At 52.4% G+C, this 14,506-nt stretch carries 14 protein-coding genes and 1 pseudogene; 6 read left to right on the top strand and 9 right to left on the bottom strand.

The annotated features are described in order from the left end of the window. From fliH to fliJ, 3 genes are read left to right on the top strand one after another with little or no spacing between them, the layout of a single operon-like run. Nucleotides 1-786, top strand: a complete 786-nt coding sequence (gene fliH, locus C9I92_RS06090; protein ID WP_047885100.1) for a flagellar assembly protein FliH — start codon at nucleotides 1-3, stop codon at nucleotides 784-786. Nucleotides 787-790: 4 nt separating this feature from the next. Continuing rightward, nucleotides 791-2,164 (top strand): flagellar protein export ATPase FliI, encoded by a 1,374-nt coding sequence (gene fliI / locus C9I92_RS06085; protein ID WP_047885101.1) that lies wholly within the window; start codon nucleotides 791-793, stop codon nucleotides 2,162-2,164. 12 nt (nucleotides 2,165-2,176) lie between these two features. After that, nucleotides 2,177-2,620: a flagellar export protein FliJ gene (gene fliJ / locus C9I92_RS06080; RefSeq protein WP_047885102.1), complete on the top strand. Its 444-nt coding sequence runs from the start codon at nucleotides 2,177-2,179 to the stop codon at nucleotides 2,618-2,620. Between the two features lie 255 nt (nucleotides 2,621-2,875). Here fliJ and trpS read toward each other — a convergent pair whose 3' ends face one another. After that, entirely contained in the window at nucleotides 2,876-3,958 is a 1,083-nt protein-coding gene (trpS, locus tag C9I92_RS06075; RefSeq protein WP_084712542.1) for a tryptophan--tRNA ligase, read from the bottom strand. 551 nt (nucleotides 3,959-4,509) lie between these two features. On the opposite strand from trpS, the gene C9I92_RS06070 reads away from it, so the two are divergent. Then, nucleotides 4,510-5,622: a M28 family metallopeptidase gene (locus C9I92_RS06070; RefSeq protein ID WP_047885103.1), complete on the top strand. Its 1,113-nt coding sequence runs from the start codon at nucleotides 4,510-4,512 to the stop codon at nucleotides 5,620-5,622. A 264-nt stretch (nucleotides 5,623-5,886) separates the two neighbouring features. On the opposite strand, the gene rnk is transcribed toward C9I92_RS06070, so the two are convergent. Then, complete coding sequence (gene rnk / locus C9I92_RS06065; RefSeq protein WP_047885104.1) at nucleotides 5,887-6,300, bottom strand: nucleoside diphosphate kinase regulator; 414 nt, start codon at nucleotides 6,298-6,300, stop codon at nucleotides 5,887-5,889. Nucleotides 6,301-6,734: 434 nt separating this feature from the next. On the opposite strand from rnk, the gene C9I92_RS06060 reads away from it, so the two are divergent. Both C9I92_RS06060 and C9I92_RS06055 read left to right on the top strand, forming a co-directional pair. Further along, nucleotides 6,735-7,337, top strand: coding sequence for a hypothetical protein (locus C9I92_RS06060; protein ID WP_047885105.1), 603 nt, complete (start codon nucleotides 6,735-6,737; stop codon nucleotides 7,335-7,337). Continuing rightward, on the top strand, nucleotides 7,324-8,262 hold the full coding sequence (locus tag C9I92_RS06055; RefSeq protein WP_047885106.1) for an arginase family protein: 939 nt from the start codon (nucleotides 7,324-7,326) through the stop codon (nucleotides 8,260-8,262). The genes C9I92_RS06060 and C9I92_RS06055 overlap by 14 nt, the downstream gene beginning before the upstream one ends. A 144-nt stretch (nucleotides 8,263-8,406) precedes the next feature. On the opposite strand, the pseudogene ribB reads toward C9I92_RS06055, so the two are convergent. The 7 genes and pseudogenes from ribB to C9I92_RS06020 form a co-directional block, all read right to left on the bottom strand. After that, nucleotides 8,407-9,003: pseudogene (ribB, locus tag C9I92_RS06050) on the bottom strand (3,4-dihydroxy-2-butanone-4-phosphate synthase); the annotation flags it as partial. Nucleotides 9,004-9,118: 115 nt separating this feature from the next. After that, nucleotides 9,119-9,709: an NUDIX hydrolase gene (locus C9I92_RS06045; RefSeq protein WP_047885107.1), complete on the bottom strand. Its 591-nt coding sequence runs from the start codon at nucleotides 9,707-9,709 to the stop codon at nucleotides 9,119-9,121. A gap of 33 nt (nucleotides 9,710-9,742) precedes the next feature. Then, nucleotides 9,743-10,129: a carboxymuconolactone decarboxylase family protein gene (locus C9I92_RS06040; RefSeq protein ID WP_047885108.1), complete on the bottom strand. Its 387-nt coding sequence runs from the start codon at nucleotides 10,127-10,129 to the stop codon at nucleotides 9,743-9,745. A gap of 67 nt (nucleotides 10,130-10,196) precedes the next feature. After that, nucleotides 10,197-11,654, bottom strand: a complete 1,458-nt coding sequence (locus C9I92_RS06035; protein ID WP_047885109.1) for an NAD-dependent succinate-semialdehyde dehydrogenase — start codon at nucleotides 11,652-11,654, stop codon at nucleotides 10,197-10,199. A 22-nt stretch (nucleotides 11,655-11,676) separates the two neighbouring features. Then, nucleotides 11,677-12,189 (bottom strand): flavin reductase family protein, encoded by a 513-nt coding sequence (locus C9I92_RS06030; protein ID WP_047885110.1) that lies wholly within the window; start codon nucleotides 12,187-12,189, stop codon nucleotides 11,677-11,679. 13 nt (nucleotides 12,190-12,202) lie between these two features. Next, a complete protein-coding gene (locus tag C9I92_RS06025; RefSeq protein WP_047885111.1) occupies nucleotides 12,203-13,681 on the bottom strand; it encodes an aldehyde dehydrogenase in 1,479 nt (492 codons plus the stop codon). After that, nucleotides 13,671-14,501 carry an alpha/beta fold hydrolase gene (locus C9I92_RS06020; RefSeq protein WP_248827374.1) on the bottom strand — a complete coding sequence of 277 codons (831 nt, stop codon included), beginning with the start codon at nucleotides 14,499-14,501 and terminating at the stop codon, nucleotides 13,671-13,673. Before C9I92_RS06020 ends, C9I92_RS06025 begins: the two co-directional genes overlap by 11 nt. Between the last annotated feature and the right edge of the window lie 5 nt (nucleotides 14,502-14,506).

The following is a 14,506-nucleotide window of genomic DNA, read 5'->3' as shown; positions in this document are numbered from 1 at the left end:
ATGAAGACAACCAAAGTCATGCGTCTCCAGCCAGGACAATATCGCCTGCATCGCTTTCCACCGGTGGCTGAACAGATCAGCCGGGAGCCGGGTCTGCTGGATCTGGATATGGAAGATAACTGGCAGCAGACGCAGTTTGATGTGCAGCAAAAGCTGGAAGAAGGTTTTCAACAGGGTCTTCAGCAAGGTCATTCAGAAGGCTTCAAGCAAGGCCTGGATCAGGGTGTTCAGCAAGGTCTGCTGGAAGGACAGAAAGAAGGGTTCGAAAAAGGCTATGCCAGCGGTGAGCAAACCGGCCGGGCAGCTTTCCTGGCGGCGGCAAAACCGGTAAACGAACTGTTTACTAGCTTGTCCCGGTGGCAGCAGGAAAAAGAACGCGAGCAGCGCCAGTTGATCTGTGAGCTGGTACAGAAGGTTGCTCAGCAGGTCATTCGTGCTGAGCTGACCCTGATGCCGCAACAGATTCTGGCGCTGGTTGAAGAGACGCTGGATGCCCTGCCGGGCAAGACCGAAAAAGTGGTGGTGCACCTCAACCCACAGGATTTGGAGCGCATTACCAATATTCATCCTGACTTGCCGGCTCATTGGAAACTGGTGCCGGACAGCGCGTTGCCGATTGGTGGTTGTCAGCTGGTTACGGATCATGCCGAAGCGGACGCTAGTTGTGATGCACGTCTGGAAGCGTGCATGGAAAATGTCCGTGAGCACTTACTGGATGGCGACGCCCAGACCGTTCAGGACGCGGTGGTTGAGGACCTGGTGGCTGAGGACATGCTGGTTGAGTAACGTCATGCCGAATCAGATGAGCCGCAGTGGATTGGCTGACAAACTCAGTGATGCGCTGGCGTCTTTGGAGTCAATTCCGGTGGCTCGAGTCACGGGGCGACTGGTCAAAGTCAGCGGTTTGATGCTGCAGGCCGTCGGGTGCCGCTTTAAGCTGGAGCAACGTTGTCTGGTGGAAGCCGATGACGGTGAAATGATTGAAGCGCAGGTGGTCGGTTTTGATCATACGGTCGCATATCTGATGCCTATTCGCCAGTTAGGCGGTCTTTATGCCGGTGCCAAAGTGATCCCTCTGGATGGCGACAGCACCGTGCAGATGGGAGAGCACTGGCTAGGCCGGGTGGTTAACGGGCTGGGTGAGCCGCTGGATGATGGGGAGCCACTGAAAGGGGGAGATCGGGTCGCACTGGATCCCCGCCCGATTAACCCGTTGAAACGCCGTCCGGTTGATACCCCGCTGGATGTGGGGATCCGAGCGATCAACGGCTTGCTAACTCTGGGAAAAGGGCAACGGATCGGTCTGATGGCCGGGAGCGGTGTCGGCAAAAGTGTGCTGATGGGCATGATCACCAAAAATACCACCGCAGATGTGATTGTGGTGGGGTTGATTGGTGAACGGGGGCGTGAAGTCCGGGAGTTTATCGAACGTAATTTGGGTGAAGAAGGCCGTCGTCGGGCTGTCATTGTGGCTGCTCCTGCCGACGAATCACCGCTGATGCGCTTGCGGGCCACGAAACTGTGTCACCGGGTCGCTGAATATTTCCGTGATCAGGGCAAAGATGTTCTGTTGATGATGGATTCGCTCACCCGTTATGCCATGGCACAGCGCGAAATTGCGTTATCGTTGGGTGAACCGCCGGCGTCACGTGGTTATCCGCCGTCAGTGTTCAGCCTGTTACCGCAGTTGCTGGAGCGAGCCGGTAACGGTGAACACCCCGATGGCAGCCTAACTGCCATTTATACCGTATTGGCGGAAGGAGACGACCAGCAGGATCCGGTGGTGGATTCTGCCCGTGCCATCCTTGATGGCCATGTTGTGCTGTCTCGCCAGCTGGCGGAGCAAGGCCATTATCCGGCGATTGATATCAATGCTTCAATCAGCCGTTGTATGAGTAGTTGTACTGAGATTTCCCATGTGACCGTAGCCAACCAGTTTCGTCAGCTCAATGCCAGCTATCAGCAGGTGAAGGAGTTGCTGCCACTGGGGGGCTATCAACCCGGCCAGGATCCGGAATTGGATCAGGCGGTCGCGATGCAACCGATGCTGAAAGCGTATCTGCAACAGTCGGTGCAGGAAGTCTCTGACTACCCTGCAAGCCTGTCTCAACTGGCACAAATGTTCAGTTCGGCTCAACCAGCAAACTCGTCCAACGGTTACTGATAAGGCTACTAAATGAAAGCGAAAGTCAGGGCGGTAGGTAAACTGCAACAAATGGCCGAGCAGCAAAGAGATCGTCAGGGGCAGCTGTTTGTTCAGCAGCGGCAACAGGCTGATTACTTTCAGCAACAGCTGGAAGCGCTGGGTATGTTGAAATCCGGCTGCCAGTGGCAGTCTCATGTTACCCAGCAAGGGGTTAACAGTACCATGTTGATGAACAGTACCCGAGTACAAGGTCTGCTGAATCGTATGTTGCATCACCATCAGCACGAGCAGGCGCTGATGGAAGCGGAATGTCAGCGTAGCCGCCAGCAGTTGGAAGCCAGTCAGGCAAAAGTGAAAAGTCTGGAAACGGTGCTGGAACGCTGGAAAGCGAAGCAGCAGTATGAGCAGGCGCGTCGTGAGCAGAAACAGGTTGAAGATCTGATCAATGCCCGGTATCGCCGAAAACCTTTATGACCCTCCACCTCGGAATGACCATTCACCTCGGAGGGTTTAGGCTTGTGAGTCACCGCAGCATGACAGCTGACAGCATTAAAGCGCGGCCTGTGCCTGAAGAGGCCGCTCTTGAAGCGAGCAACTTATGAAACGATCTCTTCCTGATGCCAATCGTTCCTAAAGCAAGCTGCTCCTGAAGCGAGCAGCTTGCAGAACTGGCCGCGCTAACTGTGTGCCAGCCGCGCTGAGATGATGCCCGGCAGAGCAACCCTTCTTTCAGAAAATGTTTAATCCAAAAGCCTGTTTTACCTGAGTCAGAGTCTGGCTCGATTCCTCTCGGGCTTTTTCTGTCCCGGCTTTCAACACGTCAATCAGGTATTGCTTATCGGCAATCAGCGCCTGCCTTTTCTCACGCATCGGCGCAATCATGGCCTGCAGGCACTCGGTCAGAATAGCTTTGGTTTTGCCATCCCCCAGGCCACCGCGGCGGTAATGCGCTTTCAGGCTTTCCACAAAAGCAGGATCCGGATAAAAGGCGTCCAGGTATGTGAACACGACATTGCCTTCAACCTGTCCCGGTGCATCAACGGTCAGGTGGTTCGGATCGGTATACATGGCTTTGACGGCTTTTGCGATGTCGGCATCAGAGGCATCAAGGGTGATGGCATTACCAAGTGATTTCGACATTTTAGCTTTGCCGTCCACACTCGGTAGTCTTGGCATATTACTCAGCATGGGTTGGCACTCCGTGAGGATAGGTTTCCCGGCAAGGCTATTGATCTTCCTGACAATTTCGTTGGTTTGTTCCAGCATCGGCAATTGGTCATCGCCAACCGGGATCAGAGTGGCCTGAAAAGCCGTGATATCGGCTGCCTGACTGATAGGGTAGGTCAGAAAACCGGCCGGAATAGAACGGCCAAACCCTTTGCCCTGAATTTCATTTTTTACCGTCGGATTGCGCTCCAGTCGGGCGATGGTAACCAGATTTGAGTAAAACATGGTGAGTTCGGCCAGGGCAGGTAAACCGGATTGCAGGCAGATAGTCGTTTGTGACGGATCGATACCTGCGGCAAGGTAATCGGCGACCACGTTGAGAATGTTGCCGGCCACTTTCGCCGGAGTGTTCCCGTTATCGGTTAGCCCCTGCATGTCGGCGACCAGTATGGTCTGATCATTATGAGCCTGTAGGGCCACCCGTTGTTGCAGCGAACCGACATAATGGCCAAGGTGTAATTGGCCGGTTGCCCGATCGCCGGTCAGGATCTTATGGCCGACAGACAAAGGCGGTTGCGGGCTCAATGGCTCGTATGCCTGATGAAACGGTTTGGTTGTCGGTGGCAATGAGTTGGATTGGGTCATGAGAAACTCCGGTTAGTTTTGGTGCGCCGGAGACAAGGGGAAACTACGTTTATTCATTAGCCTGCCTGCCGGCGGCTTTGAACAAAAGTATTCAGCACCGCTCTTAAAAAAGAGAGTGCCACCAAGATGTAGTGTTGAATGCGGTGGTATCCGCGAAGTGATAAACATTTTGCATATGCGACAAGCTAGCATTAAAGCCCATCGAATGAAAGCAAAATGAGCGCCTTAAATTGGCAGAAAATCCGGTTTTGTTTGCGAGGAGGTCTCTGGCCTGCTTGGTGCTTGGTGCTTGGTGCTTGGTGCTTGGTGCGGTTGTGGTGGCGAAGCTGATGGGCCGTTGGTAATGGAAGCTGGGGAAGGATGCAGGTTTACATTGTAAATCTGAAATCTCCGGAAGCGTGTGTGGCCGGTAACATGATCTGATGCTCAAAAAGAAAACCTGGCTATAAATAAATCACTCTCTTAGAGATATCTCACGTTTTGTTGCGCAATTAACCAGATAATAGGGCCGCAAAGCATTATTTAGCCAATACAAAACAAGGATAATAACGATGAAACAAGGAATTTTTGCGTTGACGGCTTTGTCTGTGGCCGTCGCCCTGTCTGGATGCAACAGTGATGACGACGCCGCTGTCGATTTTGGTCAGAAAGCCACAGGCTATTTGCTGGAAGTCGCTCACGAAGCGGAAGGAATCGGCGCGCGTGAAGCGGGTACAGCCAAAGAAACGGAAACCGGAGACTGGATTTACGACAAATTAACTGGCTTTGGCTATAACGTTGAAGTACAAAGTTTTTCGTATGAGAAAGGCGGCAAGACACTCAACTCACGCAATTTCATTGTAGAAAAAGCAGGCAAGGTAGATAAAACCATCGTGCTGGCTGCACACTATGACTCAACCGGCGCCGATCACGGCTCGCTGGGTGCGACCGATAACGGGGCCGGTCTGGCGGCCGCTATTGCCATTGCGGAAAAAATTCAGCAGACAGACCTGCCTTTTAATGTCCGCATTTTACTGCCAGGGGCGGAGGAAAATGGCCTGAATGGGTCACTGCATTATGTTCAGGATGCACTGAAAAACGGCAAACTGGATAATGTGATCGGCATGATTAACTATGACACTGTAGGTGGTGGTGACATCGTTTATGTGCACGCCGCGCACTCCGATTACGCCGAGTACCAGTCTAAGTGTGAAAAACTGGGACTGACAGGTGCCAATTACAGTTATCAGCCGTCTTTGCGTGATGCCATGCTTCAGTCATCAATTGATGTGAAAGGAGAAGACGGGAAATACGTTGTGCACCCGGCGTTTCCTGGCTATCCGGAAGGTGAAACTGGCTCATGGTCAGATCATGCGGGTTTTGCCTGTGCCGGTATTCCGATCGCTTATGTCGAAGCGACAAATTTTAATATCAACGGCGAATGGGGATTTGATGGTTACTCACAAACCACTAACCCGGCAGCTTGGGACTGTTATGACGCGGAACAAAAAACTGCCTGCGATCGTGAGACAGAAACGAAGTGGGGAAAAATCTGGCATACCGAATTTGATCGCCTCGATAAGCTGGAAACGTTATTCCCTGGGCGCGTTAATCAGCAAGTGAGTGATAATGTCAATATTGTTCTTAACTTATTGACCAGTGATAAATATATTAATGTGAATTAAATAAAGTTTATTTTTATCTGGCTGCATTTGTTTCAAAATATTAATTAATATCGTGATAAGTGCAGCTATTTTCTGCGACCACCACACCACTGTGGTGGTTATTTTTTGTAAGCGGTTGAATGCGGGGAAAAACAGAAGGGAACCCTGTGATGCCTAACATTAGCGGAACATCAAGTTTCAGATTTCGTCAACCACAGAGTGACCTCGGCGGAAACGAAAAACTCACTGTCTGCTAGGCATCAGAAAAGTCAGTTGAACCGGCTGTCAGCGTTGGAAATCACCATTACGCTCAGGCTGATCAACAATCTCTTCAATTCGCACTTTTAAAATACCGCCGCCCGGTTTTGGCCATTCGATTTCATCCCCTTGCGACATCCCCAGCAGGGCGCTGCCGACGGGAGCCAGAATTGAGATGTTTTTGGCGTCTTTCTTCACATCACTTGGGTAAACCAATGTATAACAAAAGGTTTCCTTGGATGAGGCAACAGAAAAACGCACGGTTGAGTTCATGGTCACCACTGTTGGGGGAACTTCTTCCGGGGCGACAATCGTCGCACGATCCAGCTCATCTTCCAGATCCGCCAGTCCTGGCAGATCACTGTTAGCCATTGACTCCAGCAGGTTATCCAGGCGTTCGGCATCCAGAGAGGAAATAATAATATTTGGTTTTAAACTCATTGGTTACTCCTATCAAACAAGGCGCATTTTAACCCCTGAATTAAAGGGATTCAGACTGAACAAATAAAAAGCGCGCAATAAAAAAAGCCAGGTATAGGATTTACCTGACTCAAAAAACTCAAAACCAAAATTGATATAACAATATTGATACTACTCCAAGTCATCCGGGTTGGCAATCCGGAAAAAAATCTCTTCTGAAACGCGGAAAAAACAACCGTTTTTATGAACAAAATAAACATTATTGATAAATAAAATGATGGGTAATGATTAAAAATAATGACGAATGAGTCTCAGGCGAGAGAATGTTTTATAGACAATGAATCTTTCATCCTTTTATGGTGATGAGGTAAACCGCTTGCGCCAGTAAAGCACTGAATTATTGCTTAAGAATCAGCCGCACAAGAACACAAGAACACAAGAAAAGGGAGAGTAAGGTGAACAGGGAATGGGATACGCAGCTTTTAAAAGATTTACCGCATCAACAGCAGTTGGTTGCTTCCTCGGTCGAGGTTTTTGCCTGTCATGAGGATGTGCTGGCTGGCGTGCTGGTGGGATCGCTGGCGGGTGGGACGGGAGACCGGGTGTCCGATGCCGATATTCTGTTTTTTACTCGGAACGGATTTCATCGCCAGACGGCGTCATATTTTGCTGCGTTTGAAGCCGGAAAAGCCATTTTTTATCGACTGATCGGGGAGCATAACGATAAAGCCTGCTTCAGAAAATACCTGTTCGAAGACCTTACCAGCGCCGAGATTCACTGTGCCGATGTGGCGGAAGCAATTTCTCTGAGCCAGCCTTGCGTGGTGCTGTTTGATAAAGCGGGGGTGGTGAACAGCAAGTTGACGGATGATCCCGCTCCGCAACATGCAACGTTTCCGGTCTATCCGTACGGTGACGAAGGGCTGATGTGGGAACTGCTAACCTGCATGAAATGGCTCAGTCGCGGAGAAGCCAACGCTGCCAAGCAATACCTGAAAAAGCTGGCAGCCGCTCTGCCGGAGCCCGAAGGGCAGGAGGAGAGTCATGACGACAGCTAAACCGGAACGCAAGCCGTTTGATATTATCGGCGCACCGTTTAACCAGTTGGGTTTTGTACCGACTGATAACAATACAGTGCAGCCATTGCGGGAGCCAGATGAGCGCTGCTGGCTGGGGCTGACTGAGTGGATAGCGGTCAGAAATCAGCGGTGGGGCGGTGATATCCGAGATATGGGTGACGTGCTGCCTGATGCGCGGGTTCGACAACATCTGCATGATGGCAAGAAGGAGCAGGCTCTGGCGGCCTATTGTCAGTTGCTACACCCGCAGGTTTTGGCAACCTATCAGCAGGGAAGAGTGCCAATTATTCTTGGCGGCGATCACAGTATTACTGTCGGTACGCTGCAGGCGACGCTGGACTATTTCCAACCGCGAAACGAGAGTGTCGCGGTGGTCTGGATTGATGCCCATGCTGATTGCAATGATAGCCCGGCCAGTAATCTTCACGGAAAACCGTTGGCAATGCTGATGGGGGAGTACTGCTACAACGGTTGGCAGGTGGCGTCGGACAGCCTACTGAAGCCTGAATCGGTCTATTACGTTGGAGTCAGGGATCTGATGCCAAATGAAGCCGCATTGCTTGAGCGTCACGGAATAACTAACTACAACATGGAATACATCGACCGTCATGGTTTCCGACAGATGCTGAGCACATTAGTTGAGCAATTAGAAATTCACTATGACCGCTTTTTTGTCTCCTTTGATTACGACAGCCTGGACGGTGCAATTTATCGGGCCTGTGCCACCCCGAATGTCGGCGGTTTAACGGCCCGCGAAGCACTGACGCTGGTGCATACGCTGGCAGCCCATCCTAAATTTGTCGGCATGGATTTGGTGGAATATCTGCCGGAAAAAGATGATAACGGCGTGTCTAAAGAGCTGATGATTAAGCTGATTGATGCCGTCTGGGGGTTCAGAATGTAGGGGAGAAGCCGCACCTACATTCTGTTATATCGGGAGTGGCGGAGCGGATTACGCGGCGATGGTGTCTTTACGCATTTGTGCTTGTGCCCGAGTCAGCTTTGGATCGGTTTCCTGCTCATGGTTCTGGCATGAAGCCAGGCTGAGGCGGTACTGAATTAGATCAGATATGAGCCCCAGCTTTAGGCCGTGCTTTTGTGCATAAATTTCGAGGTCCGGGCGTCTGGCCATGGTTCCGTCTTCATTCATGATTTCGACGATGACGCTGGCTGGTTCGTATCCAGCCAGACGTGCCAGATCGCAGCCTGCTTCGGTATGACCGTCACGCTCTAAGACTCCGCCGGGCTTCGCCCGCAGAGGAAAAATGTGCCCGGGCCGGGTTAAATCGGAAGGTATTGCATCCTGGCGAACAGCGGTCTGAATGGTATGTGCCCTGTCAGCGGCTGAAATGCCGGTTGTGACGCCCGATGCGGCTTCAATGGTAATGGTAAAGCCGGTGCCTTGTGGATCAGTGCTGTTGGTCACCATCAGAGGCAAACCTAACTGATCGCAGCGCTCTGGCGTCAATGTCAGGCAAATCAAGCCACAGGCATTACGTGCCATAAAGTTGATGTGGGCGGGGGTGACACACTCGGCGGCCATGACGAGATCACCTTCATTCTCGCGCCCTTCATCGTCCATCAAAATGACCATTTTTCCTTGGCGAATATCTTCAATGATTGCTTCGATACTGCTGATTGCCATGTTGTCTTCCTTCTTACGTTTTGGTGCCTGGCCTAGTGTTTAGTACCCAGGGTTTAGTACTTAGTGTTTAGTGCCTGGTGTTTAGGCATTGGCCGTGTTTAATCTCGGGTGGTGTTCAGTTGAAACACGAGTTCGCGGTGCCAAAAGGGTGTACCAAACCCACATCGAAATTACCCATATACAGGCCAAACTGGCCGTGGCTTTCTTCATGGATATACCGACTCAGAATCTGGCCGATGGCCGGATAGGTCAGGTGGTGCCAGGGCACCTCATCTTTTGCCATGAAGGCCAACTCGGCGGTTTCATCACCAAACGGTTGTACAAAGCCGTCAAAACGCGCACGGAAAATGATGTAGACCTGATTCATCTGAGGAACGCTGAAAATAGAGTAAGGGCTGAGGAGATCCACTTTCGCCCCGGTTTCTTCCAGTACTTCACGGGCAGCGGCCTGTTCAACGGTCTCGCCATTCTCCATAAACCCTGCTGGAATGCTCCATTTGCCAGCCATTGGTTCAATGGCTCGTCGTCCCAGCAGAAATTTCCCCTGGTGCTCAATAATACAACCGGCAATGACTGTCGGGTTTTGGTAGATAACATGGCCGCACTGCTGGCAGACCGGCCGTAAATGTGTGTCACCAGGAGGCTGCTGTTGCCTGATCGCGTCAGCGCCACACTGTGAGCAATACCGGATTGTTTTATGCAACATACATCCTCCTGATGATGGTAAGTCCGCCGGGTACTAAGCGCTTACCGCAGGTTCATAGTTATCGATCACTTCTTTGGCCGTACGGAATGCATCCATGGCAGCCGGCACACCACAATAAATGGCCGTTTGCAGCAGAACTTCACGAATTTCTTCTTCTGAGCAACCGTTATTCAGGGCTCCACAAACATGCAGCTTGAGCTCGTGCGGACGATTCAGGGCGGTAATCATCGCCAGGTTGATTAAGCTGCGGGTTTTCAGCGGTAATGTATCTCGGCCCCAGACTTCACCCCAGCAGTAAGTTGTTACCAACTCCTGCATCGGGCGGGTGAAATCAGTGGCATTGTTGATGGCGTTGTCGACATAGTCGGCGCCAAGTACCTGACGGCGAATGGCCAGTCCTTGTTCGAATTTATCTGTCATGCGGTCATCCTTTTCTTATTGCGTTACTTCTTATCGCATCACTTTTAATGGATCTCTGGGGGGCCGCTTACAGGCCACCCATCAGCACGTATTTGGTTTCAAGGTAATCTTCAATGCCTTGACGGGCCCCTTCGCGGCCTAACCCAGACTCTTTCACTCCGCCGAACGGTGCGACTTCCGTGGAGATCAGCCCTTCGTTAATCCCAACCATGCCGGATTCCAGTGCTTCACTGACATACCAGGCCCGTTTGAGTGAACGGGTATAAGCGTAAGCGGCCAGCCCGGAATCTGTGTTGTTCGCACGGGCGATGACTTCATCATCTGAGCTAAAGCGGAAAATGGCAGCCAACGGACCAAAGGTTTCCTCATGTGCGACGCGCATATCGTCAGTGACATTGGTCAGGATGTGTGGCGGAAAGAATCCTGATCCCGCAAGAGGGGTCTGTCCAAAGCGCTTGGTTGCTCCTTTGGCCAATGCATCATCAATATGGCTTTGTACTTTTGCTACCGCGGAGGCATTGATCAATGGCCCGATGGTTGCACCGGGTTCGAAGCCGTCGGCGACTTTCAGGGCTGCCACGCGCTCAATCAGCTTGTCGACAAAAGCGTCGTAGACGGCATCGTGGACATACAGGCGGTTGGCGCACACGCAGGTTTGTCCGGCATTGCGGAATTTGGCTACCATGACACCGTCAATCGCAGCGTCAAGATCGGCATCATCGAACACAATAAACGGCGCGTTTCCGCCCAGCTCTAGTGAAAGTTTTTTCACGGAGTGAGCTGATTGCTCCATTAGCAGTTTGCCAATAGCGGTTGAACCGGTGAATGAAATCTTCTTCACCGTTTTACTACGGGTAAGGGCTCCACCAATGGCGACAGCATCTCCGGTTAATACACTAAACAGCCCGGCCGGAATGCCAGCCCGTTCTGCCAGAAGTGCCAGCGCCAAAGCCGTCAATGGGGTTTCCGGGGCTGGTTTCAGCACCACAGCACATCCTGCGGCAAAGGCCGGACCGCATTTGCGGGTGATCATTGCTGCAGGAAAGTTCCAAGGCGTAATTGCCCCAACGACGCCAATCGGTTCACGGCTAACCACGATGCGTGCGTCCGGTTTGTGGCTGGGAATGACTTCGCCATAAGTGCGTTTGGCCTCTTCGGCAAACCATTCAATAAAGCTGGCGGCATAAGCAATTTCGCCTTTGGCCTCGGCCAGTGGTTTACCTTGCTCTGTTGTCAGGATCGTGGCCAGATCATCGGTGTTATCGAGGATTAACTGATACCAGTTTCTCAACACTGCCGAGCGAGCTTTCGCCGTCAGCGTTTTCCAGGCTTTCTGCGCTTGTTCGGCGGCTTCGATTGCAGCCAGGGTTTCAGATTCGCCAAGGGAAGGGACGTGCGCAATCACCTCGCCGTTGGCCGGATTCGTGACCGGCAGAGCGGCGCCATCGGCGGCATTTACCCATTGTCCGGCAACGTAGCAATGTGTCTGGAACAAGCTTGAATCATGTAGTTTCACGGTGGTCATCCTTTTCAACGTGCTTGAGTAATTAGCCCATTTCAGGCAGCGATCCCATTTTGCTGCGACAGTACAACAGCGGTGACACGGTGTTGGTATCCGCCAGCTCGGCGTGGAGAATCTGCCCGACTAGAATGGCGTGATCGCCGCCGGGATAGTCATTCCACAGTTCGCATTCCATGACCGCGAGTGCCCCCTGAATGACTGGCAGGCCATTGGCACTCTTCTCGATGTCGAGCCCTTGCGACTTATCGATGCCTTTTTTGGCAAATTGGTAGGCAATGGCTTGTTGATCATCGGCCAGAATGTGGATGGCAAACTTTTGGGTGTCTTTGATCACCGGGTATGAATCTGAGTTGTAACTAGGGCAAACCAGCACTAGGGCCGGGTCCATCGACAATGCGCTGAACGCACTGGCGGTAAAGCCCACGACATCACCCAGATCGTTATACGCGGTGATGACAGTGACGCCGGTAGGGAATTGCCCCATGATATTTTTGTACAGATCCGGAGAAACGGCGGTGGTCGCTTGTTCAATAGACATGTTGAGTCCCTTCTTAACGCATAATAAACGGGTCAGCCATCGGTTCGGATGAGGTGTTAATCCACACCGTTTTGAGCTGGGTAAAGTCATTAATGGCATCGCTGCCACACTCCCGGCCATAGCCGCTCTGGCCATAACCGCCAATCGGGGCGGCCGCCGAAACGGCACGATAGGTATTGACCCACACAATGCCTGAACGAATCCCCTTGATCATGCGATGTGCTTTGGCCAGATTCTGCGTCCAGATTCCAGCGGCCAAACCGTATTGGGTATCGTTCGCCAGCGCCAGTGCTTCGGCTTCATCGGCAAACGGAATGACGGTGGCGACGGGGCCGAAAATTTCTTCCTGCACGACAGTGTCGCTATGGCGGGTGCATTCCAGAATGGTTGGGGTGTAGTACCAGCCTGCGGCGAGATCGGCACGTTTACCGCCGGTTCTCAATCGAGCCCCTTCTGTTAACGCGATATCGACGTATTTCTCAACGGTTTCCAGCTGTGCTTTCGTGGCCATCGGCCCCATTTCCGTCTCAGGCTGAGCCGGGTCACCGATGACGATACGTTCCGCCCGGGCAGTCAGCTTGCTGACGAACTCGTCGTAGATATCCTGCTGTACCAGCAGGCGTGAGCCTGACACACAGCTTTGCCCTGCGGCCGCGAAAATTCCGGCAACGGCTCCGTTGACCGCACTGTCGATATCCGCATCACTGAAAATGATATTGGGGGATTTCCCGCCCAGCTCCAGCGAGAGTTTGGCGTAGTTTTCAGCAGAGTTACGAATCACATGCCGGGCACTTTCACCGCCGCCGGTGAAAGCCACTTTGCGTACTAATGGGTGACGGGTCAGTGCGTCGCCGCACGGCAGGCCGTACCCGGTGATCACATTGACAGCGCCTGCCGGGAAACCGGCTTCCATTACCAGACGTCCCAGTTCCAGCAAGGTGGCAGATGCGTGTTCTGATGGCTTGAGTACCACAGTGTTCCCGGCTGCCAGTGCCGGGGCGATCTTGATAGCGGTCAGATACAACGGTGAGTTCCAGGGAATGATACCGGCGATTACCCCGAGCGGTTCACGAACGGTGTAGGCGAACATGTCGGGTTTATCCAGTGCCAGCGTTTCCCCTTCGGTTTTGTCAGCCAGTCCGGCGAAGTAATAGAAAAACTCCGGTAAGTAACGGACCTGGGCAAGGGTCTCTCGGATCAGCTTGCCGTTATCACGGCTTTCCAGTTCGGCCAGTTGCGAGGTGTTGTCTGCAATAAGATCACCCAGGCGGCGCAGCAGTTTTCCGCGCTGTGCCGCAGTGGTCAATGCCCACGCCGCAGACAGAAAAGTGTTATGCGCCGATTGAACCGCACGATCCACATCCTGCTCATCAGCAAACGGGAAGGTAGCCCACGGCTGTTCAGTGGCCGGGTTGTAGCTGTCAAAGGTCTTGCCGCTCTGAGCGGGTACCCATTGCCCGTCGATCAGCATCTGAAATTTCTCAAGCGCCATGAACGACCTCCTGTAGTGTCACTTGCTCACGCTGGCGGGTTAAGAACGACATCAACATGTCGTTGATCATCTGTGGAGATTCCACAGGCATCATGTGTCGCTGACCATCTAAAATCACAACGTCTGCGTTTGGCAGATAACTGGCCAGCATTTTTGCCATACGGGGTGTCGAACCGACATCTTGTTCCCCGGTGGCAACCAACACTGGAATATGCAGTGATTTAAGACGCTCACGTCCATAATTATCATGTTGTCCGAATAACTGATAGGTCTGTAAGTAACCCGTCGGGCTGTTAGTGATAATGCGCTTTTTAAAGGCGGCAACCTGTGCCGGGCTAGCGCCGCGGTACTCTTTGCTGAACCAGCGCTCAATCGCAGCCTCAACGTTGGCACCCGGCCCTTTTGCTTTCACTTCGTCACAGCGGGACAACACGTTATTCCGTTGTTGCTCGGTACGGTCAAAGACGCTGTTTAAAATCACCATTCTGTCGATACGGTGGGGGTATTTCAGGGCAAAAGCTCTGGCGACCAGCCCGCCCATCGAAAAGCCCACCACAGTGACAGGCTTGTTCAATGCCAGAGTACTGATCAGGCGTTCCAGTTGATCGGCATAATCCTCAATACAGGCAGCGTCGGGTGGCTCCGGGCTGTCACCGTGTCCGAGCATGTCGTACCCAATCAGATGAAAGTGCTGTTTCAGCCCGGCGATCTGACCGCCCCACATGGATTTATCCAGTCCTACACCATGTATGAAGATAACGGTGTCGCCATCTCCACATGAAAAGTAGCTGGTTCCATCAACTAATTTCATGCTTTCCATAGGCA

The sequence above is a fragment of the Photobacterium ganghwense genome, assembly GCF_003025595.1.
GTDB classification, from domain to species: domain Bacteria; phylum Pseudomonadota; class Gammaproteobacteria; order Enterobacterales; family Vibrionaceae; genus Photobacterium; species Photobacterium ganghwense.
The sequence above is the reverse complement of the archived record's forward strand: the minus strand, read 5'-3'. Positions and strand labels throughout refer to the sequence as shown.

Bases quoted from the DNA above. Each gene is read 5' to 3' on its own strand.
- trpS (WP_084712542.1), bottom strand. From the start codon at position 3,958: ATGACCCAATCCAACTCATTGCCACCGACAACCAAACCGTTTCATCAG.
- C9I92_RS06020 (WP_248827374.1), bottom strand. From the start codon at position 14,501: ATGGAAAGCATGAAATTAGTTGATGGAACCAGCTACTTTTCATGTGGA.
- C9I92_RS06035 (WP_047885109.1), bottom strand. From the start codon at position 11,654: ATGACCACCGTGAAACTACATGATTCAAGCTTGTTCCAGACACATTGC.
- C9I92_RS06025 (WP_047885111.1), bottom strand. From the start codon at position 13,681: ATGGCGCTTGAGAAATTTCAGATGCTGATCGACGGGCAATGGGTACCC.
- rnk (WP_047885104.1), bottom strand. From the start codon at position 6,300: ATGAGTTTAAAACCAAATATTATTATTTCCTCTCTGGATGCCGAACGC.
- C9I92_RS06070 (WP_047885103.1), top strand. From the start codon at position 4,510: ATGAAACAAGGAATTTTTGCGTTGACGGCTTTGTCTGTGGCCGTCGCC.
- C9I92_RS06040 (WP_047885108.1), bottom strand. From the start codon at position 10,129: ATGACAGATAAATTCGAACAAGGACTGGCCATTCGCCGTCAGGTACTT.
- fliI (WP_047885101.1), top strand. From the start codon at position 791: ATGCCGAATCAGATGAGCCGCAGTGGATTGGCTGACAAACTCAGTGAT.
- C9I92_RS06030 (WP_047885110.1), bottom strand. From the start codon at position 12,189: ATGTCTATTGAACAAGCGACCACCGCCGTTTCTCCGGATCTGTACAAA.
- fliH (WP_047885100.1), top strand. From the start codon at position 1: ATGAAGACAACCAAAGTCATGCGTCTCCAGCCAGGACAATATCGCCTG.
- C9I92_RS06055 (WP_047885106.1), top strand. From the start codon at position 7,324: ATGACGACAGCTAAACCGGAACGCAAGCCGTTTGATATTATCGGCGCA.
- fliJ (WP_047885102.1), top strand. From the start codon at position 2,177: ATGAAAGCGAAAGTCAGGGCGGTAGGTAAACTGCAACAAATGGCCGAG.
- C9I92_RS06045 (WP_047885107.1), bottom strand. From the start codon at position 9,709: ATGTTGCATAAAACAATCCGGTATTGCTCACAGTGTGGCGCTGACGCG.